A 25,818-nucleotide genomic window follows, 5' to 3' on the forward strand; every position below is an offset into this window, starting at 1 on the left:
CTCAAACCGGATCCGGCGCCTTCATGGTGTCGGCGTCGCGGTGCAGAGGCAGCCAGAGCGTGAACCGGGTGCCGGCGCTGCCGGATTCCCAGCTCACCCTGGCGCCGATGGCCTGCGCACGCTGCTGCTGGTTGCGCAAGCCGCGGCCGTGCCGGCGCAGGGCCTCTTCCACGGCGAAGCCCTCGCCGTTGTCCTCGATCACCACGCACACGCCGTCGTCGGTCGTCTCGGTGCTGAAGCAGATGGTCGAGGCCCGCGTATGGCGCAGCACGTTGGCCACGCATTCCTGCACGATGCGCAGGATGTGCAGTGCGCTGTTCGGGTCCAGCCAGGCCAGCACGGGCACGGGCTGAACCTCCCAGCGCAGCGCGACGCCGGCGCCCTCGATGCGCGGCGCCAGGCGAAAGCGCAGGGTCGCCAGCAGCAGCAGCAGGTCGGCGTCCACGCTTTCCATGGAGTCGATGACCAGCTTCAGGTCTTCCATGCAGCTCTTGAGCACGCTGGAAATCTCGGCCTCGTTCATGGTGCCTCGCTCGACCGAGCGGATGGCGCTGATCAGCGACGAGCCCAGGCCGTCGTGCATGTCCTGCATCAGGCGCCGCCGTTCGGCGTTGAGCATCTGCTGGTTCTCAATGACGCGCAGGCGCTGGTAGCTTTGCTCCAGTTCGGCTTCGCGTGCCCGCAGCCGCAGGACCAGTTCGGTGTTCAGCCGGCCCACTTCGGCGAACGCGCCGGTGTAGCGCTGGAACATGATGAACGAGAAGACGAAGAACAGGCCGATGACGGCGTAGGGCGAGGTGTACACGCTCTCCGGGCTGACCAGGTTGTTCTGCAGGAGCCCGTCGTAGGAGGTGAACACGACGGCGAAGACCGTCCAGCCCGCCACCAGCCGCCCTTCCGGCAGTTGCGCCCGCAGGGCCTTGCGCAGGTTCACCGCGAAGATCAGCACCGCCACCGGCAGTACCGCCAGGTTGAGCAGCGGCGTGAACAGGTAGAGGCTGACGATCGACGTCGACACGTGCGGCAGCGTCGCGACATTGCAGGCCAGCGTCAGGCCCAGCGCCAGCCGGGTCAGCCAGGCCGAGGGCTGCTGGTGCAGGCGCTGCAGGAACAGGTGGATGAGGACGATCAGCCACAGCAGGCTGGCCACGGTCACCCATTCGAACCATTCGTCCGAAATCGGCAGGTAGCTGCCGCCCACGTAGTAGTGCAGCATGCGCAGGAACGCCACGGCCGAAATGGCGAAGAACAGCAGGTAGAGCGATTCGCGCCGCTTGCCCAGCCACACCGCGAACGCGAACGCGCCCACCGCCAGGAACGCCGCGCTGCCCATGAACGGCAACTGCACCTGCAGCATCTGGCGCGACTGGTAGCGCCAGGCCAGGGCATGCTCGTCGCCCACCCACACCGTGGAGAACCCGCTTCCGCTGTTGCGCAGGCGGTCGACCCGGATCAGCACGGACTTCGGGGACAGCGTGTTCGCGGTCGCGTTCAGCGGCAGCAGCAGCGGATGGTTGTAGCCGTTGTGGACGGGGCTGCCGTGCGACTGGTAGAGCAGCACGCCGTCGCCGTAGACCGCGATGTGCCCCAGGGTCTTCCAGCGCGGGAGGTAGAGAACGCGTTGCTGCGTCGTACGGGGCTGGCCCGACAGGTCGATGCGGTACCAGTCGGTGACGGCCCGCATGCCGCTGGACGCCGTGGGCACCAGTTCACGCAAGGCCGTGTATGGGAGGCTGACAGGCTTCCAGCCGGCGCTCGGCAGGGTGGTGTCTTCTATCTGCTGCGGCGGGAGCGAATAGCCCGTACCCGTCACGGACAGCAGTTCCGCCCGGGTGATGTGGACGGCGGTGTACGCGTTCCGCGGCGCTTCGTCGGCACGCGCAAAGGGCAGGATGGCCAGCAGCAGCGCCAGCCAGAGCTTTGCGATCGACCGGCCGATTCGCCAACAGCCTTTGCGGCCAAGCCTCATAGATCGCTTCTGCCTTGGAAATCTTGTTCAGCTTGCTCTAGGTGCGCCGGTTGAATGCCGGGACCGGCCCACCGGCCCGCTACCGCGCGCGGCCGCCATTATGTCGTTGGCCAAGCCGGCTTCCCCCGCCACCGGGGAATACTTTTTCGTGACAGGCAGGGGCGGCGGACTGGCTCGGCCCCGTGTGTGGAGGGTGGCGTGTCAGGCGGCCGGACGAACCCAGGCCGCCAGCAAGGCCAGCCAGCGGGCCTTCCAGGCTGCGGTGAACGCGATGGCCAGCGCGGCGCCGGCCAGCGTCATGAACCACACCAGCGAAGCCATCGAAGCGTGGTCGACTGCCAGGCACAGCAGCAGCGACGCGACCAGCCCCGACACGCCAAGCACGCGCAGCAGCACCACCGTGCCACGCGACGCGGGCACCGGGCCGAACGCCTGTTCCCAATGAACATCCATGGCCAGCGCGAGCCAGCCGAGGCCGGCGATGTTGGCCAGCACGGCCAGCAGCAGGAGGAGGGCGTCAGGCACGGGCGCTCTCCTCAACGCCGGCGGAGGCCGCGCGAGGTGCCGCCGGAGCGGAGGTCACGCCGGTGCGGCGGCCGAGCTTGCGTGCGGCCATGACCGCGACCGCGGCGCTGGCGAGCATGAACAGGTCGGCGCCCGCCACCGGCCAGTAGCCCTGGCCAAGAGTGCGCAGCAGGTGGTCTCCGGTGGTCACCCAGTTCAGCAGCACCGCGGCCACGGCCATCACGGCGACGGCCCAGCACTGCTCTGCCCAGGCGGGGGCCATGCGCGCCTCGGCAACAGGCGCGGTGCGCCAGATGGCGTGCGCGAACGCGAGCAGCCATGCGCCGCAGAAGATGTACTTTTCCCAGTCACCGCGCGCCGGCAGGTCGTCGGGCAGCAGGCGGTTGCCGATCAGCATGGCCAGCGTGGCGACGAGCATGCCGGTCACGGTGGTCACCGCGAAGGCGTCGACCCAGCGCGCGCCGCCGCGCTCCTGCTTCGCATGCTGGCGCTTGCGCTTTTCCACGAAGAAGACGAAGCCGGTGGCAATGCACGCGCAGCCCGAGAGGCCGCCCAGCACATACAGCCACCTCAGCAGCCAGTGGCGGAAGTGCTGCAGGTGCAGGCCGGTAAGGAAGGTGTTGACGCTGGCCACGGGCGTGAGCGGCGGGTCTTCGCGCAGTACCTCGCCGGTCGAGGCCTTGAAGTGGATGCCTTCGCCGGTCAGCGCGATGCGGTCGGTGCCGGCGCGGTACACGCTGACGTAGCTGTTGGCGTCGCCCACGTGCTGCACGCTGAGGAAGCCCACGTCGCCGGCCATGTCCTTGGCCGCCCAGCGGCGCTTGGCCTCGGCCACCATGGCGTCCACCGATGCCAGCGTGCCGGGCACGCCCGCGCGGTCGTGCGGCAGGCCGGTTTCCATTGCCTCGTGCTTTTCATGCAGGTCGTGCAGCGGCTTGAGCTGGGTGTCGGTGATCGGAAAGTAGATGCTGCCGAAGATCACCAGCCCCGAGAAGGCGAAGATGAAATGGAAGGGCAGCGCCACCACGCCGGTCAGGTTGTGCAGGTCGAGCGTGCTGCGCTGCGTGTGCTTGCGCGGGCGGAAGGTGAAGAGCTCGCGGAAGATCTTGCGGTGCATGACTACCCCGCTGACCAGCGCCACCAGCATGACGAGCGCCGAGAACCCGACGATGAAGTAGCCCAGGTTCTTCCACTCCAGGTGCAGGCTGTAGTGCAGCGGGTAGAAGAACTGGCTGCCGATCTTCAAGTGGTCGTCGGGCAGCAGCCTGCCGTTGCGCGGGTCGATGGTGCGGTCGCCGAAAACGCTGTCTTCGGGGTCCTTGGCATTGGGCAGTTCATAGCTGGAGAACAGGCTGAGCACCGGGTCGCGGTGCGTGGTGTAGGCGCCCCAGCTCTTGACCACCGGAAAGCTGTCGGCCATGGGGCCGCTCACGCGGCTGCGGGCCTGCTCGATGCTCTGGGCGCTGGGCTTCATGTCCTGGAAGACGGGCAGCAGCATCCTGTCGAACGACGGCATGGGCTGCGGCTCGAAGCGGGTCGAGGGAATCGCCCAGCGGTCGATCTCGCGGTCGAACACCGACAGCGAACCGAAGAAGAAGACGGCCATCAGCACGAAGCCCAGCACAAGGCCGAACCACGTATGAAGCCAGGCCATCGAGAGGCGGAAATTCTGGAACACGGACTTGGGTCTCCTTGGGCGTGCGCGTCGACGATCAGAGCAGCGTGCGCTGCACCAGCCAGGCGGCACCGGCCATGAGTGCGCCGCCGCCGGCCAGCACGAGCCACACGCGCGCCAGGCTGTGCGCCGAGAACGCCCAGAGGAACGCGACCAGGAAGACGATGAAGCCCACGATGTAGCCCAGCGCCTCGGCGTCGTGGAATTCCATGCGGGCTGCGAACAGCAGGCCGATGGCCAGGGCGATGAAGCCCCAGGTGAAGGCGTAGCCGCCGAGCATGCCGGCGGCGATGCGCCAGGCGACGCGGGAAGGAGAAACGTTTGAAGCGGTCATGCTGTCGAGGCGGCGTGGCGCGGTGGTGAGCCGCGCGGATGCGTCTTGAGCCAGGTCGGCGGGCCTCGAACAAATAACCGGTTCGACGCCTTTTATCAAATAAGAACTATTCTCATAGTATCTTGGTTTTGTCGGCGCAAGCCCTATGCGCTAGCGTCTCGGAGGGCTTTTGGCCGAAGCGGGCGCGGTACTGCGCCGCGAAATGGCCGAGGTGAAGAAAGCCGTATTTCTCCGCCGTCTCGCGCACGCCGCCACCGTCGTCGCGCTGCGCCGCCGCCACCAGGTCGGCCCGCACCCTGTCGAGCCTGAGTTCGCGCAGGAACTCCATCGGACCCTGGCCCGCATGCTGGCGAAACGCCAGCTGCAATGCGCGTGCGCTGCAGCCGACCTCGCGGCACACGTCGGCCAGCGACACCGGCTGCTCGGCGTGCGCCGCCATGAACTCCTGCGCCTTGCGGACCACGCGCGGCAGCAGGCCGCGCTGCGCATCGCCGGCCAGGGCGCCCGAGTGGTTGTGCCGCGCCGACATCAGCAGGCTTGCCATCAGGTAGGCCTCGGCATGCTCGGCCAGGCGGCTGCCGCCGGCCTGCAGCGAGTTGCCCGCGTCGAGCGTGAGCCGCAGGTAGTCGATGAAATGCACCAGCGGCGCCAGCGCGGGGTTGTCCAGCGGCACGCCGAGCTCGAACACCAGCGCCTGGCGCACCGGCGCCTGCAGCAGTGCCTCTAGCCGCGACTGCAGCGCCGGGCGGGCCAGCCGCACGATCAGGTGCGGGCTGTCGTCGGCCCAGCGCATGGAGAGCTGTTCGGTCGGCGACGGCAGCGATGCCAGGCTGGGCGTGGCATCGATCTGCTGCGCGCCGCAGCGGATGTCCGCGCCGCCGCGCAGCGGAATCTGCAGCAGGAAGAAGTCCTGCAGATAGCCCGGGTCGATCCGCACGCCCGGCCCGTACTGCACATAGTTGAGGCTCACGTCCCGGTGCAGGCGCGCGCTGTGGTGGCAGGCGTCCAGTTCGGTGCGCGGCCGCAGCATGGTCAGGCCGTGCGGGCAGAACACGCGGGCCACGCTTTCACGCGCCTCGTCCATGTCGTGGCTTTCGAACAGTCGGTAGCGCTGCAGCGGCAGCCGTGGGGTCGTGGCGGCGGTTTCCATGGGGCTGGGGCACCGTAGCAAAAACCATCCCCGCCCACAATTCGGATCGCCCCTGCTCAAAAAACATGCGCGGCAGGGACAGCGCCTGCGCTTGCGGGATGCGTGCGCGCGCCCCGGCCTCCTAACGTACGACCCCACGGGCCAGCCCGGCCCGGTTGATCCACCGTAACAGGAGAGCCAGCGTCATGTTCAAGGGACTCGAAGGCAGGAGCGCCATCGTCACCGGCGGTGCCACATTGATAGGAGCCGGCGTGGTGCGCGCGCTGCACGCCGCTGGTGTGAAGGTGACCATTGCGGACATCGACGCCGGCAACGGGCAGGCGCTGGCCGATTCGCTGGGCGCCGGCGCGCTTTTCGCGCACACCGACATCACCGACGACGCACAGGTGGCGGCATGCGTGGCCCAGGCGGCGCAGCGGCACGGCGGCGTGCACTTTCTGGTGAACCTCGCGTGCTCCTACGTGGACGACGGCTTCAAGTCGCCGCGCGCCGACTGGCTCAGCTCGTTCAACGTGAACGTGGCCAGCGCGGTGGCGATGCTGCAGGCGGTGCATCCGCACATGGTGGCGGCGGGCGGAGGGGCGGTGGTCAATTTCACGAGCATCTCGTCGCGCGTGGCGCAGACCGGGCGCTGGCTGTACCCGGTCAGCAAGGCCGCGATGGCGCAGCTCACCCGCAACATGGCCATGGACCTGGCGGGCGACCGCATCCGCGTGAACAGCGTGTCGCCGGGCTGGACATGGTCGGCCGTGATGGACCGCCTGAGCAACGGCGACCGCGCCAAGACCGACCGCGTGGCGGCGCCTTTCCATCTGCTGGGCCGCGTGGGCGACCCCGACGAGGTGGCGCAGGTGGTGCTGTTCCTGTGCTCGGACCACGCGAGCTTCGTGACCGGCGCCGACTACGCGGTGGACGGCGGCTACGCGGCCATGGGCCCCGAGCAGGCCGTGCCGGCCATTCCCAAGTTGATGGACTAGCAAGCAAGGAGCAAGACAATGAAGCGAATCGCAATCGTCGGCGCAGGCCAGTCGGGCCTGCAACTGGGGCTCGGCCTGCTGGGCGCGGGCTACGAAGTCACCATGTTCAGCAACCGCACGGCGGACGACATACGCAACGGCAAGGTGATGTCGAGCCAGTGCATGTTCCACACCTCGCTGCAGATCGAGCGAGACCTTGGCCTCGACCACTGGGCCAGGGAATGCCCCACGGTCGACGGCATCGGGCTGGCGGTGCCGCATCCCGAGCAGAAGGGCGCCAAGGCCATCGAGTGGGCGGCACGGCTGCATTCGAGCGCGCAGTCGGTCGACCAGCGCGTGAAGATCCCGGCATGGATGGCCGAATTCCAGAAGAAGGGCGGCGAGCTGGTCTTCAAGGACGCTGGCATCGACGAGCTCGAAACCTGCACGCAGACGCATGACCTCACGCTGGTGGCGAGCGGAAAGGGCGAGATCTCGAAGCTCTTCGAGCGCGACGCCCACAAGTCGACCTTCGACAAGCCGCAGCGCGCACTGGCGCTGACCTACGTGAAGGGCATGAAGCCGCGCGAGCCGTTCTCGGCCGTGTGCTTCAACCTGATTCCCGGCGTGGGCGAGTACTTCGTGTTTCCCGCGCTCACGACCAGCGGGTCGTGCGAGATCATGGTGTTCGAAGGCATTCCGGGCGGCCCCATGGATTGCTGGGCCGACGTGAAGACGCCGCAGGAGCACCTGGCGCGCAGCAAGTGGATCGTCGACACCTTCACGCCGTGGGAAGCCGGGCGCTGCAAGGACATCGAGCTGACCGACGACAACGGCATCCTCGCCGGCCGCTTCGCGCCCACGGTGCGCAAGCCCGTGGCCACGCTGCCTTCGGGGCGCAAGGTGCTCGGCCTGGCCGACGTGGTGGTGCTCAACGACCCGATCACCGGCCAGGGCTCGAACAACGCGGCCAAGTGCGCCGATGTGTACCTCAAGAGCATCCTCGCGCGCGGCGAGGGCGCGGCCGACGCCTCGTGGATGCAGCAGACCTTCGACCGCTACTGGTTCGGCTATTCGCAGTGGGTCACGCAGTGGACCAACATGCTGCTCACGCCGCCGCCGCCCCATGTGCTGAAGCTGCTCGGCAGCGCCGGCGCGATGCCCACGCTGGCCAGCGCCTTCGCCAACGGCTTCGACGATCCGCGCACCTTCTTCCCGTGGTTCGCAGACCCGGTGGAGGCCGACCGCTACATCGACACGTGCGCCGCCGCGGCGGCCTGACGACGCCATGAAACGCAGCGTTGCCATCGTCGGCGCCGGCCAGTCCGGCATGCAGCTTGCGCTGGGCCTGCAGGCGGCCGGGCACGAGGTGACGGTCTACTCGAACCGCGGCGCGCGGGAGATTATCGAGGGGCCGGTCATGTCCAGCCAGTGCATGTTCGAGACCGCGCTGCAGACCGAGCGCGAACTCGGGCTCGACTTCTGGGCCGACGACTGCCCGCGCGTGGAAGGCATCGGCATGACGGTGCGCAACCCGCAGGGCGGCAAGGCGATCGAGTGGAGCGCCCGGCTCGACGGCGCGGCGCAGTCGGTCGACCAGCGCGTCAAGATCCACGGCTGGATGAATGCCTTCGAGCAACGCGGCGGCCGGATCGTGCTGAAGGCCGTGGGGCTCGATGCCCTGGAGGCGTGCGCGCGCACGCATGAACTGGTGGTGGTGGCCAGCGGCAAGGGCGAGATCGCAAAGCTGTTCGAGCGCGACGCCGAACGCAGCGCGTTCGATGCGCCGCAACGCGTGCTGGCGCTGACCTACGTGAAGGGCATGAAGCCGCGCGAGCCGTTCCCGGCCGTGTGCTTCAACCTGATTCCCGGCGTGGGCGAGTACTTCGTGTTCCCCGCGCTCACGACCAGCGGGCCCTGCGAGATCATGGTGTTCGAAGGCATTCCGGGCGGACCGATGGACTGCTGGGCCGACGTGAAGACGCCGCAGGAGCACCTGGCGCGCAGCAGGCAGATCCTCGAAACCTTCCTGCCCTGGGAGGCCGAGCGCTGCCGGGACATCGCGCTGACCGACGACAACGGCATCCTCGTCGGCAGCTTCGCGCCCACGGTGCGCAAGCCCGTCGCCACGCTGCCCTCCGGGCGCCAGGTGCTGGGCATGGCCGACGTGGTGGTGCTCAACGACCCGATCACCGGGCAAGGCTCGAACAACGCGGCCAAGAGCGCCCACATCTACCAGCAGCGCATCCTCGAGAACGCCGACGCACCCTTCGACGCGGCCTGGATGCAGGAGACCTTCGACCGCTACTGGGAGGGCTACGCCCGCTGGGCCACCGACTGGACCCGCAGCCTGCTCGCGCCGCCCACGCCGCACCTTCACAAGCTGCTGCAGAGCGCGACGCACATGCCCTCGGTCGCGAGCACGGTGGTCAACGGCTTCGACGATCCGCGCGCCTTCGCGCCCTGGTGGTTCGATGCGGCGCAGGCCGACCGCTTCCTGGAGGACAGGGCGCGCGAGGCCGCGGCCGACCGCTTCGACCGCCGCGACTTCCGCAAGGCGCTGGGCCAGTTTTCCACCGGCGTGACCGTCATCACCACGCGCGCCATCGACGGGCGCCGCGTGGGCATGACGGCCAACTCGTTCTCGTCGGTGTCGCTCGATCCGCCGCTGGTGCTGTGGAGCCTGGCGCGCAACGCGCCCAGCGTGGCGGACTTCACCGGCGCCAGCCACTTCGCCATCAACGTGCTGGCGGCGCACCAGCATCACCTGTCGCGCCAGTTCTCCACGCCGCAGGCCGACAAGTTCGGCGGCGTGGACTGCTGCGAGGGCACGGCGGGCGTACCCTTGCTCAATGATGTCATTGCGCGCTTCGTCTGCCGCAATGTCAGGCAGTATGACGGGGGCGATCACCTCATCTTCATCGGCGAGGTCGAGCGTTACGACCGCTTCGACGGCGAGCCGCTGGTCTTTCACTCGGGCTACTACCAGGTGACGACGCGGCACCCGGAATGTTTGCAATAGAACGGAGAACCCACATGCAAGAGAAAACCAAGGCCCCGGGCCAATACATCCAGATGCAGGCCGCCGACGGCAGCGGCGCCTTTCGCGGCTACCTGGCGCTGCCAGAGGCGGGCACCGGCCCCGGCCTCGTGATTGCCCAGGAAATCTTCGGCATCAACCACACGATGCGCGAGGTGGCCGACTACTACGCCGAGGAAGGCTACGTGGTGCTGGTGCCCGACCTGTTCTGGCGCCAGGAACCCGGCGTGGAGCTGGGCTACAGCGAAGCCGACTGGCAGCGTGCCTTTGCCCTGTACGGCGGCTTCGACGAAGCCAAGGGCATGCAGGACATGCAGACCGCCATCGACGCGCTGCGCGCCCGTGCCGAGGTAACGGAAAAGAAGGTTGGCGTGCTCGGCTTCTGCCTCGGCGGCAAGCTCGCCTACCTCAGCGCCTGCCGCACCGACGCCGATGCGGTGGTCGGCTACTACGGCGTGGGTATCGACGCCGCGCTGGACGAGGCCGACAACATCAAATGCCCGCTGACCCTGCACATCGCCGAGCTCGACAAGTTCTGCCCGCCCGAGGCGCGCGACCGCATCCTGGCCGCGCTCAAGGGCCGGCCCGGCGTGTCGCTGTACGTCTACCCCGGCATGGACCACGCCTTCGCACGCGCGGGCGGCGAGCACTTCCACAAGCCCTCGGCGCTCATGGCGCACGAGCGCAGCATCGCCACGCTGAAAGACGCCATCGGCCCGCACTACGACCTCTCCGCGCTGTGGGACAAGCACTGCGAATACGAGTTCGCCACGCGCAACGTCGACGACACCATGCGCACCATGGTGGCCGAGCCCTACGTCAACCACATCCCGACCATGACCGGCGGCGTGGGCTACAAGGACCTGCACGCCTTCTATACGAACCACTTCGTCAACAGCAACCCGCCGGACACCGCGCTCACCTCGATCTCGCGCACCATCGGCGCCACCCAGGTGGTCGACGAACTGCTGTTCAGCTTCACCCACACCACCGAGATCCCGTGGATGCTGCCCGGCGTGGCGCCCACCGGCAAGCGGGTGGAAGTGCCGCTGCTGGCCGTCATCAAGTTCCGCGGCGACAAGCTCTACCACGAGCACATCTACTGGGACCAGGCCAGCGTGCTGGTGCAGGTCGGCCTGCTCGACCCCAAGCTGCTGCCGGTGGCGGGCATCGAGACGGCGCGCAAGCTGCTGGACGAGACCTTGCCGTCGAATACGTTGATGCGTTGATGCGCTGAGCCAGGGGTGGCCGGGGCGGTCCGGCCACGGCATAGGCCATCCGTCGAATGCACAGCGGCGGCTTCACTGCCTAGCATGAAGCGCATCGCCGTTCCAGCCGATGCCTTCGATGACAAAGACTTCTTTCATGGCCCGATGCACGCGCCTGGCCGGCGCGGCTCTGCTGTCGCCGTTGCTGCTTGCCGGCGCATTCGCCGCCGAGCCCTCCAAGGACCATCCGCTGGTCGGCCGCTACGAGGGCGCGGTGCTCGACGGCTACAAGGCCGCCGCGTACGACGAGGTCGGCCTCATCAAGGAGCCGTTCCAGAACTGGGGCGGCGGCAAGCCCGACCTGCTGCGGGTCGAGGGCAAGGTCACGCTCTACCTTTACCGCCTGCCCAAGGAGCGCTCGCTGCTCGAGGTGCAGCGCAACTACGAGTCCAGCCTCAAGGCCAAGGGCTTCGAGGTGCTGTTCACCTGCGGCACGGCCAATGCGTCGTGCTACAGACCGCGCCCGGGCAGCGTCGACACCACCACGCCCTACGACTTTGCGCTGGCCTTCGACGAGCCCGAATGGCCGCGCCTGGGCAGCCGGGGCGACTACGCGCGCAACTACTTCGCGGTGAGCGGCCGCTACCTGCTGGCGAAGAAGGCCGGCCCCACGGGCACCGTGTACGCCAGCATCGCGCTGGCCGAGCACAACGCCGACGTGGGCAACCACGCCTTCGTGCGGGTGGTCGAGACCAAGGCGATGGAAGACAACAAGATCGTCTTCGTCGATGCCACGGCCATGCAGAAGAGCCTGGCGGAGACAGGGCGCGTGAACCTCTACGGCATCCTGTTCGACCTGGACAAGGACGTCATCAGGCCCGAGTCGCAGCCCACGCTCGACGAAATGGCCAAGCTCATGCGCGGCAATCCGCCGCTGAAGCTCTCGGTGGTGGGCCACACCGATGCGCAGGGCGACGCGAAGCACAACGACGATCTCTCGAAGCGCCGCGCGCTGGCGGTGATCGCGGCGCTGGTGAAGGCCGGCGTGGACCCGCGCCGCTTCACGACCCGCGGCGCCGGGTCGGCCGAGCCTGTGGCGCCGAACGACAGCGAGGCGGGGCGCGCGAAGAACCGCCGGGTCGAACTGGTCCGGCTCTGAGCCGGGCTTCAGATGACCGGCACGCTGGTCTCCTTCAGCACGCGCAGCACGAAGTGCGACTTGCTGTGCCGGATACCGGGGATCTTGTAGAGCTTCTCGCGCAGCAGGCGCTCGTAGTCGCGGGTGTCGCGCACGGCGATGCGGATGTAGTAGTCGTAGTCACCGGAGACCAGGTAGGCCTCCTGGATCTCGGGGATGGTCGCGAGCACGCGGCCGAAGTCGTAGAGGGTCTCGTCGGTGTGGCTCTCCAGCGTGACCTGCACGATCACCGAGTCGTGGTAGCCCAGCTTCGCCGGATCGACGTCGACCGTGTAGCGCTTGATGACGCCCGTGGCCTCGAGCTTCTTGATGCGCGTCCAGCAGCTGGTGGGCGACAGGCCGACCTCGTTGCCGATCTCCTGCAGGGTCTTGCGGGAATCGAGCAGCAGCACACGGAGGATCGCCAGATCGGTCTTGTCGAAAGATCCTTCGTTGTCACCGATGATTTGGCGATTGATTTTCATGAATCGAGTCCGAAGAGCCAAAAGAAAGAAGCATATTTTGCGCTCAAACCGGAAGAATCGACGGCATGCGACTGCTCGACCTACCCCTCACGCCCTCCCTGTCCCTCCACCCCGAGGCGCCCCCCGTGGTGCGCAACGGTGCCGAAGCCCTGCTCGACACGCTGGTCGAGTGCGGCGTCGACACCATCTTCGGCTACCCCGGCGGCGCGGCGCTGCCGCTGTACGACGCGCTGCACGGCGAGCCGCGGCTGCGCCATGTGCTGGTGCGCCACGAGCAGGCCGCGGTGCATGCGGCCGAAGGCTATGCGCGCAGCACCGGACGGGTGGGCGTGGTGCTGGTCACTTCCGGCCCCGGCGTGGGCAACACCATCACCGGGCTGCTCGACGCCATGAGCGACTCGGTGCCGGTGCTGTGCATCAGCGGGCAGGTGGCGACCGCGGTGATCGGTACGCAGGCTTTCCAGGAGAGCGACGCGCTGGGCATGTCGCGCTCGGTGACCAAGTGGAACCGCCAGGTGCGCTCGGCGGACGACGTGCCTTCGCTGGTGCGCCGCGCGCTGGAGATCGCCACCACCGGCCGCCCCGGGCCGGTGCTGCTCGACGTGCCGAAGGACATCCAGCTCAACCGCCTGAGCCATGCGCCCGAGCCGGCGCCGCTGCGCGCGCTGCGCACCAGCCGCGCCGCGATGCCGCCCAAGGCCATGATGCAGCGCGCGGCCGACCTGCTGTCCACGGCGCGCCGTCCGGTCATCTACGGCGGCGGCGGGCTCATCAACTCCGGCCCCGAGGCCTGCGAAGCCTTCACGCGGCTGGTGCACCTGCTGCACGCGCCGTGCACGCTCACGCTGATGGGGCTGGGCGCCTTCCCGGCGTCGGACCCCAAGTTCATCGGCATGCTGGGCATGCACGGCATGCTCGAGGCCAACCTGGCCATGCACGAGGCCGACCTGGTGGTGTGCATCGGTGCGCGCTTCGACGACCGCGTGACCGGCAAGCTCGACGAGTTCTGCCCGCATGCGCGCAAGATCCACATCGACATCGACCCCGGCAGCATCAACAAGGTGGTGCACGTCGACGTGCCGATGGTGGGCGACTGCGCGGCGATCCTCGAAGGCCTGCTGGCGCTGCTGCCCGACAGCTTTGCCCCCGAGCGGCTGGCGCCGTGGTGGTCGCGCATCGAACGCTGGCGCGCCGAAGACTGCCTGGCTTTCGAGACGCGCGAGGACGCGATCCTGCCGCAGCAGCTGATGTCTTCGCTGAACCGCGCCATCGGCGGGCGCGACGCGATCGTCTCGACCGACGTGGGCCAGCACCAGATGTGGGCCGCGCAGTACCTGCGCTTCGACAGCCCGCGCCGCTGGCTTACTTCAGGCGGTGCCGGGACCATGGGCTACGGCCTGCCGGCGGCCATCGGCGCGCAGATCGGCCACCCCGAGGCGCTGACGGTGTGCGTGAGCGGCGATGCGTCGGTGCTCATGAACATCCAGGAGCTGTCCACTGCCGTGCAGCACCGCGTACCGGTGAAGCTGGTGCTGTGCAACAACGGCTACATGGGCATGGTGCGCCAGTGGCAGGAACTGAACCACGGCAACCGCCTGAGCCACAGCTGGAACGAGGCGCTGCCCGACTTCGTGGCCCTGGCCAAGGCCTTCGGCTGGGGCGCGCGCCGCGTGACCGACCCGGCCGAACTGGAAGAGGCGCTGGTCGAGTGCCTTGCGAGCGACGGACCGTTCTTCCTCAACGTCGAGGTGGCGGCGCAGGAGAACTGCTTTCCGATGATGCCGTCCGGACACGGCCACCACCGCGTGATGCTGGCCAAGGACCGCTGGTACGAAGAGGCCTGATCAAACGATGGGGTTGTAAGGCTGTTGGGGATACGTATAGATCCTCTTCTCGTAGGAAGTGGGAACCCGGGTGCCGCCTTCGATGGTTTTTTCGATATGCACGATCTGCTGCATGTAGATGACGGCCCGGCTGAACATATGGAACTTTCTGCCGTCCGGGTGTATGACCGTGATGTGAAAGTAACTCTGTCCGTTGAAGTTCTGTAGCTGATGGAAGCCGAGTTCGACCGTGACATTGGTTTGAGTGTCCAGCACCGCGGTGGCCACGTCGTGGAGTTCGTTGGCGTGGTTATGGGCAATTTCTCTTTTTGCCCATGTATTCAGCATGGTGCATATCTGCTGCCAGCTTGACGCGCCCAGGGTGTTGTAGTCATCGGCGTACTGCAATCCATGCTTTGCCTGGAGCCCATTGATGTTGTCCCAGTCTTTGGCAAATGCGATCCCCATGTAGTCCTCCTGTTCGATGGATGGATGTTGGCATCCGTCCGGAGGCCGATCCATTTCATTCCATTACAGGCCGGTCCCGGCCGAACCTAGGAGTGCCCGTCCACCCGCATCTGGAACAGGAAGTAGGGCGGGATGCACGCGCCGCGCCCTTCGGGCTGGCCGTCGGCCTGCGCGCAGATGTAGTCGTCCCGGCAGGGCTGCTGCGCCGAGCAACTGCGCAGGTTGCCGGGGCGCGTGTGTTTGGCCAGGCATTCGCCGAACGGCTTCTTCGCGGCCAGGCAACTGTTGAAGTCGCTCAGGATGGCGATGCCGCCGCAGGTGCCGTTCGGGTCCTTCGGATCGCAGGGACCCGAGCACATGCCGCCCGGGAAGCCGACCGAGGTTTTCTCGCACACCGAGGCCGCGCCTTCGCAGGCGATGCGCGGCAGCTTCTCGGCGCGGTCGAGCCAGGGGTTGGCCGATGGCGTGATGCGCGTGGGCTCGCAGCGCGCGCCGACCGTCGCGGGTTCGGCGGCGGTGCCGGCTTCCAGCGGCTCGGCGAGCGGGCGGAACGGATCGGGCCGCGGCGTCGACAGCGACGCCCGCACATAGGCCGCGCGCCGCGCCAGTTCGTCCTGCACTTGAGGCGAGTGCGGCACCGCGAGCGCGTTGCCGGTGGCGAAGGTGCGCGACGCACCGCGCCGGTCCACGCCCAGCAGGTGAAAGCCCGCGACCGCGCGGCTCTGGTGGCAGCCCATGCAGCTCAGGTCGTCGAGGCGGCGCAGCAGCGCCTGCGGTGAACGCAGCGTGCGGCTGCCGGGCACCGCCTGCCATTCGCCGGGCGCGAAGACCTGCTCGAAAGGGCGGTTCGCGAGCCGCTCCAGCCCGCGCGGCGCGACCGACACCGCTTCGGTCGCGAGGAATTTCTCGGGAATCTGCAATGTCGCCTCGTCGAGCGCGCGCAGGTTGTCCGGCTGCCGCAGCCATTGCTGCAGTTCCTTGCGCAGCGGCGCGCTGGCCTTGAGCTTCGCGACATCGGGCGTGTTTTCGAGCGGCTTTGCCTCGTAGCGCTTCGTGCCCGCATTCCAGCGGAAGGCGCGCAGCATGTACTCTGCATGACCGCCCAGGTCGGGCCGCACGGCCGAGGGCCAGCGCACGCTCTGCAGGTTGGTCGTGACCTGCGAGATGCGCGCGTGTTCCAGGCGCCTGGGCGCCAGGGGCCCGTCGGCCGACACCAGCCAGCGGCCCAGCGCTTCGTCGCCGGTCGCGGCCTGCGGCGGCTGCCAGAGCCGGGCCGTGGCCGCACAGCTGCCATCGGCGTCGGGCGCGTCTCCGCGCAGCTCCACATTGACGGTCATCGGCAGGCGCGATTGCATCGCGGCGGTGCGGTAGGCCAGCCGGTACACCAGCCGTGTCTCGCCGCAGGCGCCGTTCTGGAAGGGCCGCCGGTCCATGCGGTTGGCAACGCCGACCAGTTCGAAGAACGCATCGGGGCTCGCGAGCCAGCGGGCGTCGAACAGCCGGTGCGCATAGCGCGCAACGCCAACGCCGGCCTGCCGGTCGCGCCGCTGGATGCCGGCGAGGCTGTCGCCCAGCGGGCCGGTGATGGTGCGCCACGCGGGCGAACGCGCCAGCGCTTCGTTGGTGGCGACGCCGTCGCTCGATGCCGGTGCTGCCGCATCGAACCAGCGGGCGAATCCGGCACCGGAGCGCTCTGCCGCCCGCAAGGCGGCGGGCGCGGTGACAAGGAGCACGGGCTCGGCGGCATTCGCGGCGCTCGCCACAAAGCTCGTCGCCGCGGTGACGACCAGCGCGAGAAGCAAGGGCAGGCGGTGTCTGAGGAATTGCACGCGGGCGATCTTGCAGGGCCGGTGCGCGCTCAGTCGGCGATCAATGCCGCGTCGACGCGCCGCACGCGGTGGTCGATGTAGTAGCCGCCGAACTCGGTGTAGCGCAGCACCAGCAGCTTGCATGCGGTGCAGCGGTACACGTTGCAGCGGTTGAACGGAAAGTGCGTGACCGAGATCGGCGCGTCCGGCGAGTCGTAGCGCGTGCCGGCGGGGTGCCATTCCTCGAAAGTCGGTTCATACAGATCCGCATCTCGCAGCGTGCCGACCTGCTGCATCAAGGCTTCTGGCCAGCGCTCTTCGGTGATGCTCTCCCAGGCGGCGGCTTGCTGGAGGCGGCAGGCGCACGGCGAAGCGTCGGGGGTGTATGCAAGGGCGAGTCGCCGCAATCCGGCGGCGTCGAGGAGAGATGTGGGTGTGTTCATGCGCGTGCCTGCGTGGCAGCTGCCGCCCATGGGGCAGGGCTTTGGATGATACGAGGCCGGCCCGCGCCTTCATGGCCGACATGCCGAGTCAGACAAGGCCGCTATCTGGCGTAGATCTCTGCGCCCAAGGGTGCGCACGCGCTGCGCTGCGGCGATTTGTCTGGAAAAATGCATTTCAATGACAACAGAACCGCCTCCGACAACACAACAACAAAAGCTCAGGGTGCTCCTGGTCGAGGACGATGCCGACACGCTCGCCACCACCCTGAAGCTGCTCGAAGCCCTGGGGCACTGGGCAACGGGCGTGAAGAGCGCCGAGGCCGCGATCGCGCGCTTCTTCGATGGCGCTTTCGACGTGGTGATGGTGGACATCGGCCTGCCCGCGCTGTCGGGCCACGACCTGGCCGAACGGCTCCTGCATGACCACCACGTGCCGGTGATCTTCGTGACGGGACAGGCCGAGCCGGCCACGGCAATGAAGGGCACGTCGTGGCTGCGGAAGCCCTACACGGTCGAGCAACTGACGCAGACGCTGGAGCGCTCGCTGGCCACGGTGAGGTAGCGGACCGGGCAGGCGGGATCACTGGCGTACAAGACGCGGCCGCGAGCGCGGCCTATCCTGCGGCGGTCTTGAACCCGCACGCTGCGTGAGAAACTACGAAGCCGATGCGGCCGGTGCTCCACCGGCTGGCCGGCCCCTTCGGGCCGATGGGCGGTGACGTATGGGATACAGAGATAAGTTGTTGAATTCAAACAAGAAAATTCTTTCGGTCGCTCCAATGATGGACTGGACCGATCGCCATTGCAGGTTCCTCCACCGCCTGCTGTCCCGCCACGCGCTGCTCTACACCGAGATGGTGACGACCGGCGCGCTGATACATGGCGATGTTCCCCGGCACCTTCGCTTCAACGCCGAGGAGCATCCCGTGGCGCTGCAGCTCGGCGGCAGCGAGCCTGCGGACCTTGCGCACTGCGCCAAGCTGGGCGAGGAATGGGGCTACGACGAGATCAACCTGAACTGCGGCTGCCCGAGCGAGCGCGTGCAGCGCGGCGCTTTCGGCGCCTGCCTGATGAACGAGCCGCAACTGGTGGCGGATTGCGTGAAGGCGATGGTCGACGTGGTGAGCGTGCCCGTCACGGTCAAGCACCGCATCGGCATCGACAAGATCGAGAGCTACGAGTTCGTGCGCGACTTCGTCGGGCAGGTCAGCGAGGCCGGCTGCCACACCTTCATCGTGCATGCGCGCAATGCGTGGCTGCAAGGGCTGAGCCCGAAGCAGAACCGCGAGATCCCGCCGCTGCGCTACGAGCTTGTGCACCGGCTGAAGCATGAGTTTCCCGCGCTGAATTTCTCGATCAACGGGGGCATATCGGCCAATGCGCAAGTGCACGAGCACCTGCGGCTGCTCGACGGCGTGATGATCGGGCGCGAGGCGTATCACAACCCCTGGTGGCTCGCCGAATGGGACGCCGAGTTCTACGGCGCCGCGCCGCAGGCGCTGACGCGCGAAGAAGTCGAGTCGCTGATGTGCGACTACATGGTCCGCGAGGCCGCCGAGCACGGCACGCAGTGGTCGTCGATCGCGCGCCACATGCTGGGTTTGCGCAACGGCCTGCCGGGCGCGCGCCGCTGGCGGCAGGTCTGGAGCGACCATCGGCACAAGACGCTGCCGCCGCACGAGGTCATGGCACTCGCGCACGAGCCGGCGGTCCAGGCGGCCTGATCCCAGCGCGCCTGCTTCGGCGCTCCGCACGGGTGTTTTCACGCCTGTTTGCCGCTAAATGAAACATTGTTTCGAAATTGCTACTTCATGATAAGTGGCACGTCAACCGTTTTTTGCTGAAAAATGAGGTGCATCAGGGAAATAAGAAGGTTTCGATTCAATGAATGACGCGATTGGCGGCAAAGAAGAAGTGAGCGCGCTCGCTCGCGGCCTGGCTCTCCTCAAGGTCATCGGCATGGCGGCGGCACCCATAGGCAATCGCGAACTGGCAGATACCACGGGAATTCCCAAGGCCACGGTGTCGAGGCTCACCGCCACGCTGGTGAGTGCAGGGTATTTGCGACAGTCGCAAGACAACGAGCGCTTCAGCCTGGGGCCTGCGCTGCTCGACATGAGCAGCCGCTACCTGCTGCATTTCGATTTGCGCACGGTGGTTCGGCCGCACCTGGCCGAGTTGGCGGAGGCGGCCGGCGTCAGCGTGCACATGGGCGTACGGGACGAGCTCGACATGCTCGTGATCGATTCGCTGCGGCCGCGCTCGGCGGTGATCAGCTCGCGCATCGAGGTCGGCACCCGAATGACCATCGCCACATCGGCAGCCGGCCGGGCGTATCTGGCGGCGCTGCCCGCGACGGAGCAGGCCGAGTTGCTGGAGCAGATCCGGCTCGAGAGCGGCGAGAGCTGGCCGACCATCGAGCCGCACCTGATGGCGGGGCTCGAAGAATATGCGCGCCTGGGCTACTGCGGTTCTTTCGGTGACTGGAACCCACACATCCACGCCCTCGGTTTCGCGCTGCAGGGGCCGCGCGGCGAGCGGTACGCGGTCAGCTGCGGCGGTCCGGCCTACCTGATGCCCAAGGAAGCCATGGTGACGCGCATCGCGCCACTGTTGCTGGACACGGCGCGTGCCATCGCCAGGGAAATCGGCACCCTCGGCCATCACGACTGAAGCGCCGCTCCCCTTTCGGGAGGCCTGCGCCTAGTTCGCGGCTTCGAGGCCGTTCCTGAAGTGCTCGCGCATGCGGGCCATGGCCGCCTCGGCATCGCGTGCCTCGATGGCGGCCATCACCGCGCGGTGCTCCGCCAACGATTCCGCGATTCGCCCCGCCTTCAGCAGCGAGTTGCGGCGGTTAAGCTTCATCACCTTGCGCAGGTCGGCCACCATCTGGTCGCGCCACTTGTTGTCCGCGATGGCGAGCAGCCGCATGTGGAAGCGCTCGTTCACGGCAAAGAAGTGCTCGCGGTCCTCGGGGGTGGCGGCGGCTTCCAGCTCGGCGTGCAGCGCCTTCAACTCGGCGCGCTGCGCGTCGGTGGCGCGCTCGGCCACCACGCCGGCGGCATCGCTCTCCAGCAGTGAGAGCAGGTGGTACACGTCGGCCAGGTCCTGTTCGGACACCTCGGTCACGTAGGCGCCGCGCCGCACCTTCATCGTCACCAGCCCCTCGGCGGCCAGCACCTTCAGCGCCTCGCGCAGGGGGGTGCGGCTGATGCCGTACTCCTCGGCCAGCTTCAGCTCGTCGATCCAGCTGCCGGGCTCCAGTTCGCGGCGGAAGATCCGCTGGCGCAGCAGCTCGGCCACCTCTTCATAGAGGGCGCGGGGAGTAAGGGTGACGGCGGACATGGGCCGCACTGTACTTCAAAATCGGGTTTGAATTAATAATTATGAATGGGGTAGACTCGCGAACGACTTGCAAATCCGTGCAAGCAAATTTGCAAATACCTCTGCAAGACACTGCGAAGCGGCCCCTCATGAGCAGCACACCCGAACCCTCTTTCAAGCCCGCCGATCTCGAAGCCTGGGCCAAGGCCGCAGCCAAGTCGGCTCCCGGTGGCGACGTGAGCGCGCTGAACTGGATCACGCCCGACGGCATCAGCGTAAAGCCGCTCTACACCGCGGCCGACCTGCAGGGTCTCAAGTACACCGACACGCTGCCCGGCTTCGAACCCTACCTGCGCGGCCCCCAGGCCACCATGTACGCGGTGCGGCCGTGGACCATCCGCCAGTACGCGGGCTTCTCCACCGCCGAGGAGTCGAACGCCTTCTACCGCAAGGCGCTGGCCGCAGGCGGGCAGGGCGTGAGCGTGGCCTTCGACCTGGCCACCCACCGCGGCTATGACAGCGACCATCCGCGCGTGACCGGCGACGTCGGCAAGGCCGGGGTGGCGATCGATTCGGTCGAGGACATGAAGATCCTGTTCGACCAGATCCCGCTCGACAAGGTGAGCGTGTCCATGACGATGAACGGCGCCGTGCTGCCGGTGCTGGCGGGCTACGTGGTCGCGGCCGAAGAGCAGGGCGTGGCGCAGGATCAGCTCAGCGGAACCATCCAGAACGACATCCTCAAGGAGTTCATGGTCCGCAACACGTACATCTTTCCGCCGGCGCCGAGCATGCGGATCATCGGCGACATCATCGAGTACACGGCGCAGAAGATGCCCAAGTTCAACTCGATCTCGATCAGCGGCTATCACATGCAGGAAGCCGGCGCCAACCAGGCGCTGGAGCTGGCCTTCACGCTGGCCGACGGCAAGGAGTACGTGAAGACCGCGCTCGCAAAGGGCCTGGACGTCGACGGTTTCGCCGGGCGCCTGAGCTTCTTCTGGGCCATCGGCATGAACTTCTATCTCGAAGTGGCCAAGATGCGCGCGGCGCGCCTGCTGTGGTGCCGCATCATGAAGGAGTTCAACCCCAAGAACCCCAAGAGCCTGATGCTGCGCACGCATTGCCAGACCTCGGGCTGGAGCCTCACCGAGCAGGACCCGTACAACAACGTGGTGCGCACCACCATCGAGGCCATGGCCGCGGTGTTCGGCGGCACGCAGAGCCTGCACACCAACGCGCTCGACGAAGCCATCGCACTGCCCACCGAGTTCAGTGCCCGCATCGCGCGCAACACGCAGCTCATCATCCAGGAAGAGACGCACATCACCAACGTGATCGACCCCTGGGCCGGCAGCTACATGATGGAGAAGCTCACGCAGGACATGGCCGATGCGGCCTGGGCCATCATCGAGGAAGTCGAGGCCATGGGCGGCATGACCAAGGCCGTGGACAGCGGCTGGGCCAAGCTCAAGATCGAGGCCGCCGCCGCCGAGAAGCAGGCGCGCATCGACTCCGGCAAGGACGTGATCGTCGGGGTCAACAAGTACAAGCTCAAGAGCGAAGACGCGATCGACAGCCTCTCGATCGACAACGTGAAGGTGCGCGAGCAGCAGGTGGCGCGGCTGCAGAAGATCCGCGCCTCGCGCGACACCGCCCGCGTGCAGGCCGCGCTCGACGCGCTCACCGAAGCCGCCGAGAACAACACCGGCAACCTGCTGGCACTGAGCATCGACGCCGTGCGCCTGCGCGCCACGGTGGGCGAGATTTCGGACGCACTCGAAAAATCATTCGGCCGCCATCGGGCCGACACGCAGAAGGTGACGGGTGTGTACGCAGCTGCCTACGACTCCGCCGAAGGCTGGGAAGCCCTCAAGACCGAAATCAACGCCTTCGCCGAGGAACAGGGCCGCCGTCCGCGCGTGATGATCTCCAAGCTCGGGCAGGACGGCCACGACCGCGGCGCCAAGGTGGTCGCTACCGCCTTCGCCGACCTGGGCTTCGACGTGGACATGGGCCCGTTGTTCCAGACGCCCGAAGAATGCGCGCGCCAGGCCATCGAGAACGACGTGCACGCCGTGGGCGTGAGCACGCTCGCAGCCGGCCACAAGACGCTCGTGCCGGCCATCATCGAGGAGCTCAAGAAGCAGGGCGCGGACGACATCATCGTGTTCGTCGGCGGCGTGATTCCGCGGCAGGACTACGACTTTCTCTACGAGGCCGGCGTCAAGGGCATCTACGGGCCGGGCACGCCCATTCCGGCCAGCGCCAAGGACGTGCTGGAGCAGATTCGCGCGGCGGTCACGGCCTGAGGCGCGCGACGTGGGCGATCTCTTGTCGCGGCTGTCGCTGCAGCCGGTGGATTCCAGCGATTTCGAAGCCATGCTGGCCCTGCGCATCGACGCGATGCGCCCGAGCCTGGAGCGCGTGGGCCGTTTCGACGCGGCACGCTCGCGCGAGCGCCTGAGCGCGGGCTTCGTCGTGCCGTACATGCACCACATCGTGCTCGATGGCGACCAGCGCATCGGCTTCGTCACGCTCAAGCCGGAGGACAGCGATGCGCTGCGCCTCGACCATCTCTACTTGCGTTCCGGCTTCCAGGGCCTGGGCATCGGGGAATGGGTGCTGGAATGGGCCAAGTCGCAGGCGCGCGCGCAGCGGCTGGACATCAAGCTCACCGCGCTCATGAAGAGCGACGCCAACCGCTTCTACCTGCGGCACGGCTTCGTGCTCGAAGGCGAGGAGGGCGTCGACCTGCACTACCGCTGGCGCGTGGCGTCGGAGGCGGTGTGCTGAATACGGCACAGGCGCTCGAACGCGCCGTCGCCGAAACCGATGGCATGGCGCAGCGGCGCGCCATCGCCAAAGCCATCACGCTGCTCGAATCGACGCGCGCCGACCACCGCGCGCAGGCCGACGAACTGCTGACCGCGCTGCTGCCGCGCACGGGCAACTCGTTTCGCCTCGGCATCTCGGGCGTGCCGGGCGTCGGCAAGTCGACCTTCATCGAAACACTGGGGCTGCTGCTGATCGGCAAGGGTCACCGCGTGGCGGTGCTCACCATCGATCCGTCGTCCACCGTGTCGGGCGGCTCCATCCTGGGCGACAAGACGCGCATGGAGCGCCTTTCGGTGCACGAGCGCGCCTACATCCGCCCCAGCCCCTCGAGCGGCACGCTCGGCGGCGTGGCCGAGAAGACGCGCGAGGCCATGCTGGTGTGCGAAGCCGCCGGCTACGACATCGTGATCGTGGAGACCGTCGGCGTGGGCCAGAGCGAGACGGCAGTGGCCGGCATGACCGACATGTTCGTGCTGATGCAGCTTCCCAACGCCGGCGACGACCTGCAGGCCATCAAGAAGGGCGTGATGGAGCTGGCCGACCTCGTCGTCATCAACAAGGCCGACATCGACAAGGACGCCGCCACGCGCGCGCAGGCCCAGATCACTTCGGCGCTGCGGCTGTTCGGCCACCAGGGCAACCCCGACCACGCACACGCGGTGCACGACGCGCACAGTGGCGCCGAAGTGCGCTTCTGGCTGCCCAGGGTGCTGCAGCTCAGCGCGCTCGCCAACACCGGCGTCGACGCATTCTGGGAAGCCGTCACGCAATTCAGGCAACTGCAGACCGCCAACGGCAAGCTCGGCAAGCGCCGCGAGAAGCAGGCCACCGCGTGGATGTGGGAGCGCATCGACGCAGGCCTCAAGCAGGCCTTCAGGCTTCACCCGCAGGTGCGCGAGCTGCTGCCGCAGCTCACGCAGCAGGTGGCACAGGGCACGCTGCCGGCATCGACCGCGGCGCGCAGCCTGCTCGCCGCGGCCGCCATCACGGCCAGACCATGAGACACGAAATTCAGGACCACAGCTTCGGAAGCACACCATGCAAGAACTGATCGAACAACTCGAAAAGCGTCGCGCGCAGGCGCGTCTCGGCGGCGGGCAGAAGCGCATCGACGCGCAGCACGCCAAGGGCAAGCTCACGGCGCGCGAGCGCATCGAGCTGCTGCTCGACGACAACACTTTTGAAGAGTGGGACATGTTCGTCGAGCACCGCTCGGTCGACTTCGGCATGGCCGAGCAGAAGATTCCCGGCGACGGCGTGGTCACCGGCTACGGCATGATCAACGGCCGCCTGGTGTTCGTGTTCAGCCAGGACTTCACCGTCTTCGGCGGTGCGCTCAGCGAGGCGCATGCCGAGAAGATCTGCAAGGTGATGGACCAGGCCATGAAGGTCGGCGCACCCGTCATCGGCCTGAACGACTCGGGCGGCGCGCGCATCCAGGAAGGCGTGGCCTCGCTCGGCGGCTATGCCGACGTGTTCCAGCGCAACGTGATGGCCTCCGGCGTGGTGCCGCAGATCAGCATGATCATGGGCCCCTGCGCGGGCGGCGCCGTGTACTCGCCGGCCATGACCGACTTCATCTTCATGGTGAAGGACAGCAGCTACATGTTCGTCACCGGCCCCGAGGTGGTGAAGACCGTGACGCACGAGAGCGTCACTGCAGAGGAGCTCGGCGGCGCCATCACCCACACCACGCGCAGCGGCGTGGCCGACATGGCGTTCGAGAACGACGTCGAGGCGCTGATGATGCTGCGCCGCCTGTACAACTACCTGCCGCTCAACAACCGGGAGAAGCCGCCGGTGCGCCTGGGCAACAACGGCCTGGGCGACCCGGCCGACCGGCCCGACTATTCGCTCGACACGCTGGTGCCCGACAACCCGAACAAGCCCTACGACATCAAGGAACTGATCCTGAAGGTGGTGGACGACGGCGACTTCTTCGAACTGCAGCCCGACTACGCGAAGAACATCGTGATCGGCTTCGCCCGCATGGAAGGCCAGACCATCGGCATCGTCGCCAACCAGCCGCTGGTGCTGGCGGGATGCCTGGACATCAAGAGCAGCATCAAGGCCGCACGCTTCGTGCGCTTCTGCGACGCCTTCAACATTCCGGTGGTCACCTTCGTCGACGTGCCAGGCTTCATGCCGGGCACGGGGCAGGAGTACGGCGGCATCATCAAGCACGGCGCCAAGCTGCTCTACGCGTATGCCGAGTGCACGGTGCCGAAGATCACCGTCATCACGCGCAAGGCCTACGGCGGCGCCTACGACGTGATGGCCTCCAAGCACCTGCGCGGCGACGTCAACCTGGCTTGGCCGCGCGCCGAGATCGCGGTGATGGGCGCCAAGGGCGCGGTGGAAATCATCTTCCGCGAGGACAAGAACGACCCCGAGAAGCTCGCTGCCCGCGAGGCCGAATACAAGGCCCGCTTTGCGAACCCGTATGTGGCCAGCGCACGCGGCTACATCGACGACGTGATCCTGCCGCACGAGACGCGCAAGCGCATCTGCCGCTCGCTGGTGATGCTGCGCGAGAAGAAGCTCGAGAATCCGTGGCGCAAGCACGGGAACATTCCACTGTGAGTGGCACGGAGA

23 protein-coding genes and 1 pseudogene are annotated in these 25,818 nt (G+C 67.4%); 14 read left to right on the plus strand and 10 right to left on the minus strand.

The genetic code is table 11. From position 1 onward, the window contains the following. Position 1 precedes the first annotated feature (1 nt). From C4F17_RS02650 to C4F17_RS02670, 5 genes are all read right to left on the minus strand, one after another. The gene (locus tag C4F17_RS02650) at positions 2-1,969 is read right to left on the minus strand and encodes a sensor histidine kinase (protein WP_106934192.1); all 1,968 of its coding nucleotides are present in this window, start codon (positions 1,967-1,969) and stop codon (positions 2-4) included. 201 nt (positions 1,970-2,170) lie between these two features. Beyond that, a complete protein-coding gene (locus C4F17_RS02655; protein WP_081269023.1) occupies positions 2,171-2,494 on the minus strand; it encodes a DUF3325 domain-containing protein in 324 nt (107 codons plus the stop codon). Next, on the minus strand, positions 2,487-4,172 hold the full coding sequence (locus C4F17_RS02660; RefSeq protein ID WP_106934193.1) for a PepSY-associated TM helix domain-containing protein: 1,686 nt from the start codon (positions 4,170-4,172) through the stop codon (positions 2,487-2,489). The genes C4F17_RS02655 and C4F17_RS02660 overlap by 8 nt, the downstream gene beginning before the upstream one ends. 34 nt (positions 4,173-4,206) lie before the next feature. Further along, positions 4,207-4,503 (minus strand): iron uptake protein, encoded by a 297-nt coding sequence (locus C4F17_RS02665; protein ID WP_081269084.1) that lies wholly within the window; start codon positions 4,501-4,503, stop codon positions 4,207-4,209. A 112-nt stretch (positions 4,504-4,615) separates the two neighbouring features. Beyond that, positions 4,616-5,653, minus strand: a complete 1,038-nt coding sequence (locus C4F17_RS02670) for an AraC family transcriptional regulator (RefSeq protein WP_106934194.1) — start codon at positions 5,651-5,653, stop codon at positions 4,616-4,618. A gap of 185 nt (positions 5,654-5,838) precedes the next feature. Between C4F17_RS02670 and C4F17_RS02675 the strand changes: the two genes are divergently transcribed. From C4F17_RS02675 to C4F17_RS02695, 6 genes and pseudogenes are all read left to right on the plus strand, one after another. Then, positions 5,839-6,630, plus strand: a complete 792-nt coding sequence (locus tag C4F17_RS02675) for an SDR family oxidoreductase (RefSeq protein ID WP_081269020.1) — start codon at positions 5,839-5,841, stop codon at positions 6,628-6,630. Between the two features lie 18 nt (positions 6,631-6,648). Next, positions 6,649-7,890 (plus strand): styrene monooxygenase/indole monooxygenase family protein, encoded by a 1,242-nt coding sequence (locus C4F17_RS02680; RefSeq protein WP_106934195.1) that lies wholly within the window; start codon positions 6,649-6,651, stop codon positions 7,888-7,890. Between the two features lie 7 nt (positions 7,891-7,897). After that, positions 7,898-9,133, plus strand: a pseudogene (locus tag C4F17_RS33700) (styrene monooxygenase/indole monooxygenase family protein); the annotation flags it as partial. Beyond that, positions 9,107-9,631: a flavin reductase family protein gene (locus C4F17_RS33290; protein WP_234382824.1), complete on the plus strand. Its 525-nt coding sequence runs from the start codon at positions 9,107-9,109 to the stop codon at positions 9,629-9,631. The pseudogene C4F17_RS33700 and the gene C4F17_RS33290, both read left to right, overlap by 27 nt. Before the next feature lie 14 nt (positions 9,632-9,645). Then, entirely contained in the window at positions 9,646-10,878 is a 1,233-nt protein-coding gene (locus C4F17_RS02690; protein WP_081269017.1) for a dienelactone hydrolase family protein, read from the plus strand. Between the two features lie 136 nt (positions 10,879-11,014). Continuing rightward, positions 11,015-12,016, plus strand: coding sequence for an OmpA family protein (locus tag C4F17_RS02695; RefSeq protein ID WP_106934197.1), 1,002 nt, complete (start codon positions 11,015-11,017; stop codon positions 12,014-12,016). 8 nt (positions 12,017-12,024) lie between these two features. Here the strand turns inward: C4F17_RS02695 and C4F17_RS02700 are convergent, their stop codons facing one another. Then, entirely contained in the window at positions 12,025-12,519 is a 495-nt protein-coding gene (locus tag C4F17_RS02700) for an Lrp/AsnC family transcriptional regulator (RefSeq protein WP_172839876.1), read from the minus strand. Positions 12,520-12,584: 65 nt separating this feature from the next. Between C4F17_RS02700 and ilvB the strand changes: the two genes are divergently transcribed. Continuing rightward, a complete protein-coding gene (gene ilvB / locus C4F17_RS02705) occupies positions 12,585-14,363 on the plus strand; it encodes a biosynthetic-type acetolactate synthase large subunit (protein WP_106934198.1) in 1,779 nt (592 codons plus the stop codon). Here ilvB and C4F17_RS02710 read toward each other — a convergent pair whose 3' ends face one another. From C4F17_RS02710 to C4F17_RS02720, 3 genes are all read right to left on the minus strand, one after another. Continuing rightward, positions 14,364-14,810: a hypothetical protein gene (locus C4F17_RS02710; protein WP_106934199.1), complete on the minus strand. Its 447-nt coding sequence runs from the start codon at positions 14,808-14,810 to the stop codon at positions 14,364-14,366. A gap of 86 nt (positions 14,811-14,896) precedes the next feature. After that, positions 14,897-16,639: a hypothetical protein gene (locus C4F17_RS02715; RefSeq protein WP_106934200.1), complete on the minus strand. Its 1,743-nt coding sequence runs from the start codon at positions 16,637-16,639 to the stop codon at positions 14,897-14,899. A gap of 29 nt (positions 16,640-16,668) precedes the next feature. Continuing rightward, positions 16,669-17,061: a hypothetical protein gene (locus tag C4F17_RS02720; RefSeq protein WP_106937418.1), complete on the minus strand. Its 393-nt coding sequence runs from the start codon at positions 17,059-17,061 to the stop codon at positions 16,669-16,671. Between the two features lie 178 nt (positions 17,062-17,239). Here C4F17_RS02720 and C4F17_RS02725 point away from each other — a divergent pair, with 178 nt between their 5' ends. From C4F17_RS02725 to C4F17_RS02735, 3 genes are all read left to right on the plus strand, one after another. After that, on the plus strand, positions 17,240-17,623 hold the full coding sequence (locus tag C4F17_RS02725; protein WP_081269012.1) for a response regulator: 384 nt from the start codon (positions 17,240-17,242) through the stop codon (positions 17,621-17,623). A 160-nt stretch (positions 17,624-17,783) separates the two neighbouring features. Continuing rightward, entirely contained in the window at positions 17,784-18,785 is a 1,002-nt protein-coding gene (gene dusA, locus C4F17_RS02730) for a tRNA dihydrouridine(20/20a) synthase DusA (protein ID WP_106934201.1), read from the plus strand. 160 nt (positions 18,786-18,945) lie between these two features. Beyond that, the gene (locus C4F17_RS02735) at positions 18,946-19,734 is read left to right on the plus strand and encodes an IclR family transcriptional regulator (RefSeq protein WP_081269010.1); all 789 of its coding nucleotides are present in this window, start codon (positions 18,946-18,948) and stop codon (positions 19,732-19,734) included. A 30-nt stretch (positions 19,735-19,764) separates the two neighbouring features. On the opposite strand, the gene C4F17_RS02740 is transcribed toward C4F17_RS02735, so the two are convergent. Next, positions 19,765-20,406, minus strand: a complete 642-nt coding sequence (locus tag C4F17_RS02740) for a GntR family transcriptional regulator (RefSeq protein ID WP_106934202.1) — start codon at positions 20,404-20,406, stop codon at positions 19,765-19,767. A gap of 128 nt (positions 20,407-20,534) precedes the next feature. Between C4F17_RS02740 and scpA the strand changes: the two genes are divergently transcribed. The 4 genes from scpA to C4F17_RS02760 are packed head-to-tail and all read left to right on the plus strand — an operon-like array spanning position 20,535 to position 25,806. Beyond that, positions 20,535-22,697, plus strand: a complete 2,163-nt coding sequence (gene scpA, locus C4F17_RS02745; RefSeq protein ID WP_106934203.1) for a methylmalonyl-CoA mutase — start codon at positions 20,535-20,537, stop codon at positions 22,695-22,697. A gap of 10 nt (positions 22,698-22,707) precedes the next feature. Further along, positions 22,708-23,181: a GNAT family N-acetyltransferase gene (locus C4F17_RS02750; protein ID WP_106934204.1), complete on the plus strand. Its 474-nt coding sequence runs from the start codon at positions 22,708-22,710 to the stop codon at positions 23,179-23,181. Beyond that, positions 23,175-24,224, plus strand: a complete 1,050-nt coding sequence (gene meaB / locus C4F17_RS02755; protein WP_106934205.1) for a methylmalonyl Co-A mutase-associated GTPase MeaB — start codon at positions 23,175-23,177, stop codon at positions 24,222-24,224. The genes C4F17_RS02750 and meaB overlap by 7 nt, the downstream gene beginning before the upstream one ends. 37 nt (positions 24,225-24,261) lie before the next feature. Further along, positions 24,262-25,806, plus strand: a complete 1,545-nt coding sequence (locus C4F17_RS02760) for an acyl-CoA carboxylase subunit beta (RefSeq protein WP_081269005.1) — start codon at positions 24,262-24,264, stop codon at positions 25,804-25,806. The last annotated feature ends 12 nt before the right edge of the window (positions 25,807-25,818 follow it).

This window comes from Variovorax sp. PMC12 (assembly GCF_003019815.1).
GTDB lineage: Bacteria > Pseudomonadota > Gammaproteobacteria > Burkholderiales > Burkholderiaceae_C > Variovorax.

Bases quoted from the DNA above. Each gene is read 5' to 3' on its own strand.
- C4F17_RS02695 (WP_106934197.1), top strand. From the start codon at position 11,015: ATGGCCCGATGCACGCGCCTGGCCGGCGCGGCTCTGCTGTCGCCGTTG.
- C4F17_RS02670 (WP_106934194.1), bottom strand. From the start codon at position 5,653: ATGGAAACCGCCGCCACGACCCCACGGCTGCCGCTGCAGCGCTACCGA.
- C4F17_RS02710 (WP_106934199.1), bottom strand. From the start codon at position 14,810: ATGGGGATCGCATTTGCCAAAGACTGGGACAACATCAATGGGCTCCAG.
- C4F17_RS02720 (WP_106937418.1), bottom strand. From the start codon at position 17,061: ATGAACACACCCACATCTCTCCTCGACGCCGCCGGATTGCGGCGACTC.
- C4F17_RS02690 (WP_081269017.1), top strand. From the start codon at position 9,646: ATGCAAGAGAAAACCAAGGCCCCGGGCCAATACATCCAGATGCAGGCC.
- C4F17_RS02725 (WP_081269012.1), top strand. From the start codon at position 17,240: ATGACAACAGAACCGCCTCCGACAACACAACAACAAAAGCTCAGGGTG.
- ilvB (WP_106934198.1), top strand. From the start codon at position 12,585: ATGCGACTGCTCGACCTACCCCTCACGCCCTCCCTGTCCCTCCACCCC.
- scpA (WP_106934203.1), top strand. From the start codon at position 20,535: ATGAGCAGCACACCCGAACCCTCTTTCAAGCCCGCCGATCTCGAAGCC.
- C4F17_RS02760 (WP_081269005.1), top strand. From the start codon at position 24,262: ATGCAAGAACTGATCGAACAACTCGAAAAGCGTCGCGCGCAGGCGCGT.
- C4F17_RS02700 (WP_172839876.1), bottom strand. From the start codon at position 12,519: ATGAAAATCAATCGCCAAATCATCGGTGACAACGAAGGATCTTTCGAC.
- C4F17_RS02650 (WP_106934192.1), bottom strand. From the start codon at position 1,969: ATGAGGCTTGGCCGCAAAGGCTGTTGGCGAATCGGCCGGTCGATCGCA.
- C4F17_RS02675 (WP_081269020.1), top strand. From the start codon at position 5,839: ATGTTCAAGGGACTCGAAGGCAGGAGCGCCATCGTCACCGGCGGTGCC.
- C4F17_RS02735 (WP_081269010.1), top strand. From the start codon at position 18,946: ATGAATGACGCGATTGGCGGCAAAGAAGAAGTGAGCGCGCTCGCTCGC.
- dusA (WP_106934201.1), top strand. From the start codon at position 17,784: ATGGGATACAGAGATAAGTTGTTGAATTCAAACAAGAAAATTCTTTCG.
- C4F17_RS02665 (WP_081269084.1), bottom strand. From the start codon at position 4,503: ATGACCGCTTCAAACGTTTCTCCTTCCCGCGTCGCCTGGCGCATCGCC.
- C4F17_RS02740 (WP_106934202.1), bottom strand. From the start codon at position 20,406: ATGTCCGCCGTCACCCTTACTCCCCGCGCCCTCTATGAAGAGGTGGCC.
- C4F17_RS02680 (WP_106934195.1), top strand. From the start codon at position 6,649: ATGAAGCGAATCGCAATCGTCGGCGCAGGCCAGTCGGGCCTGCAACTG.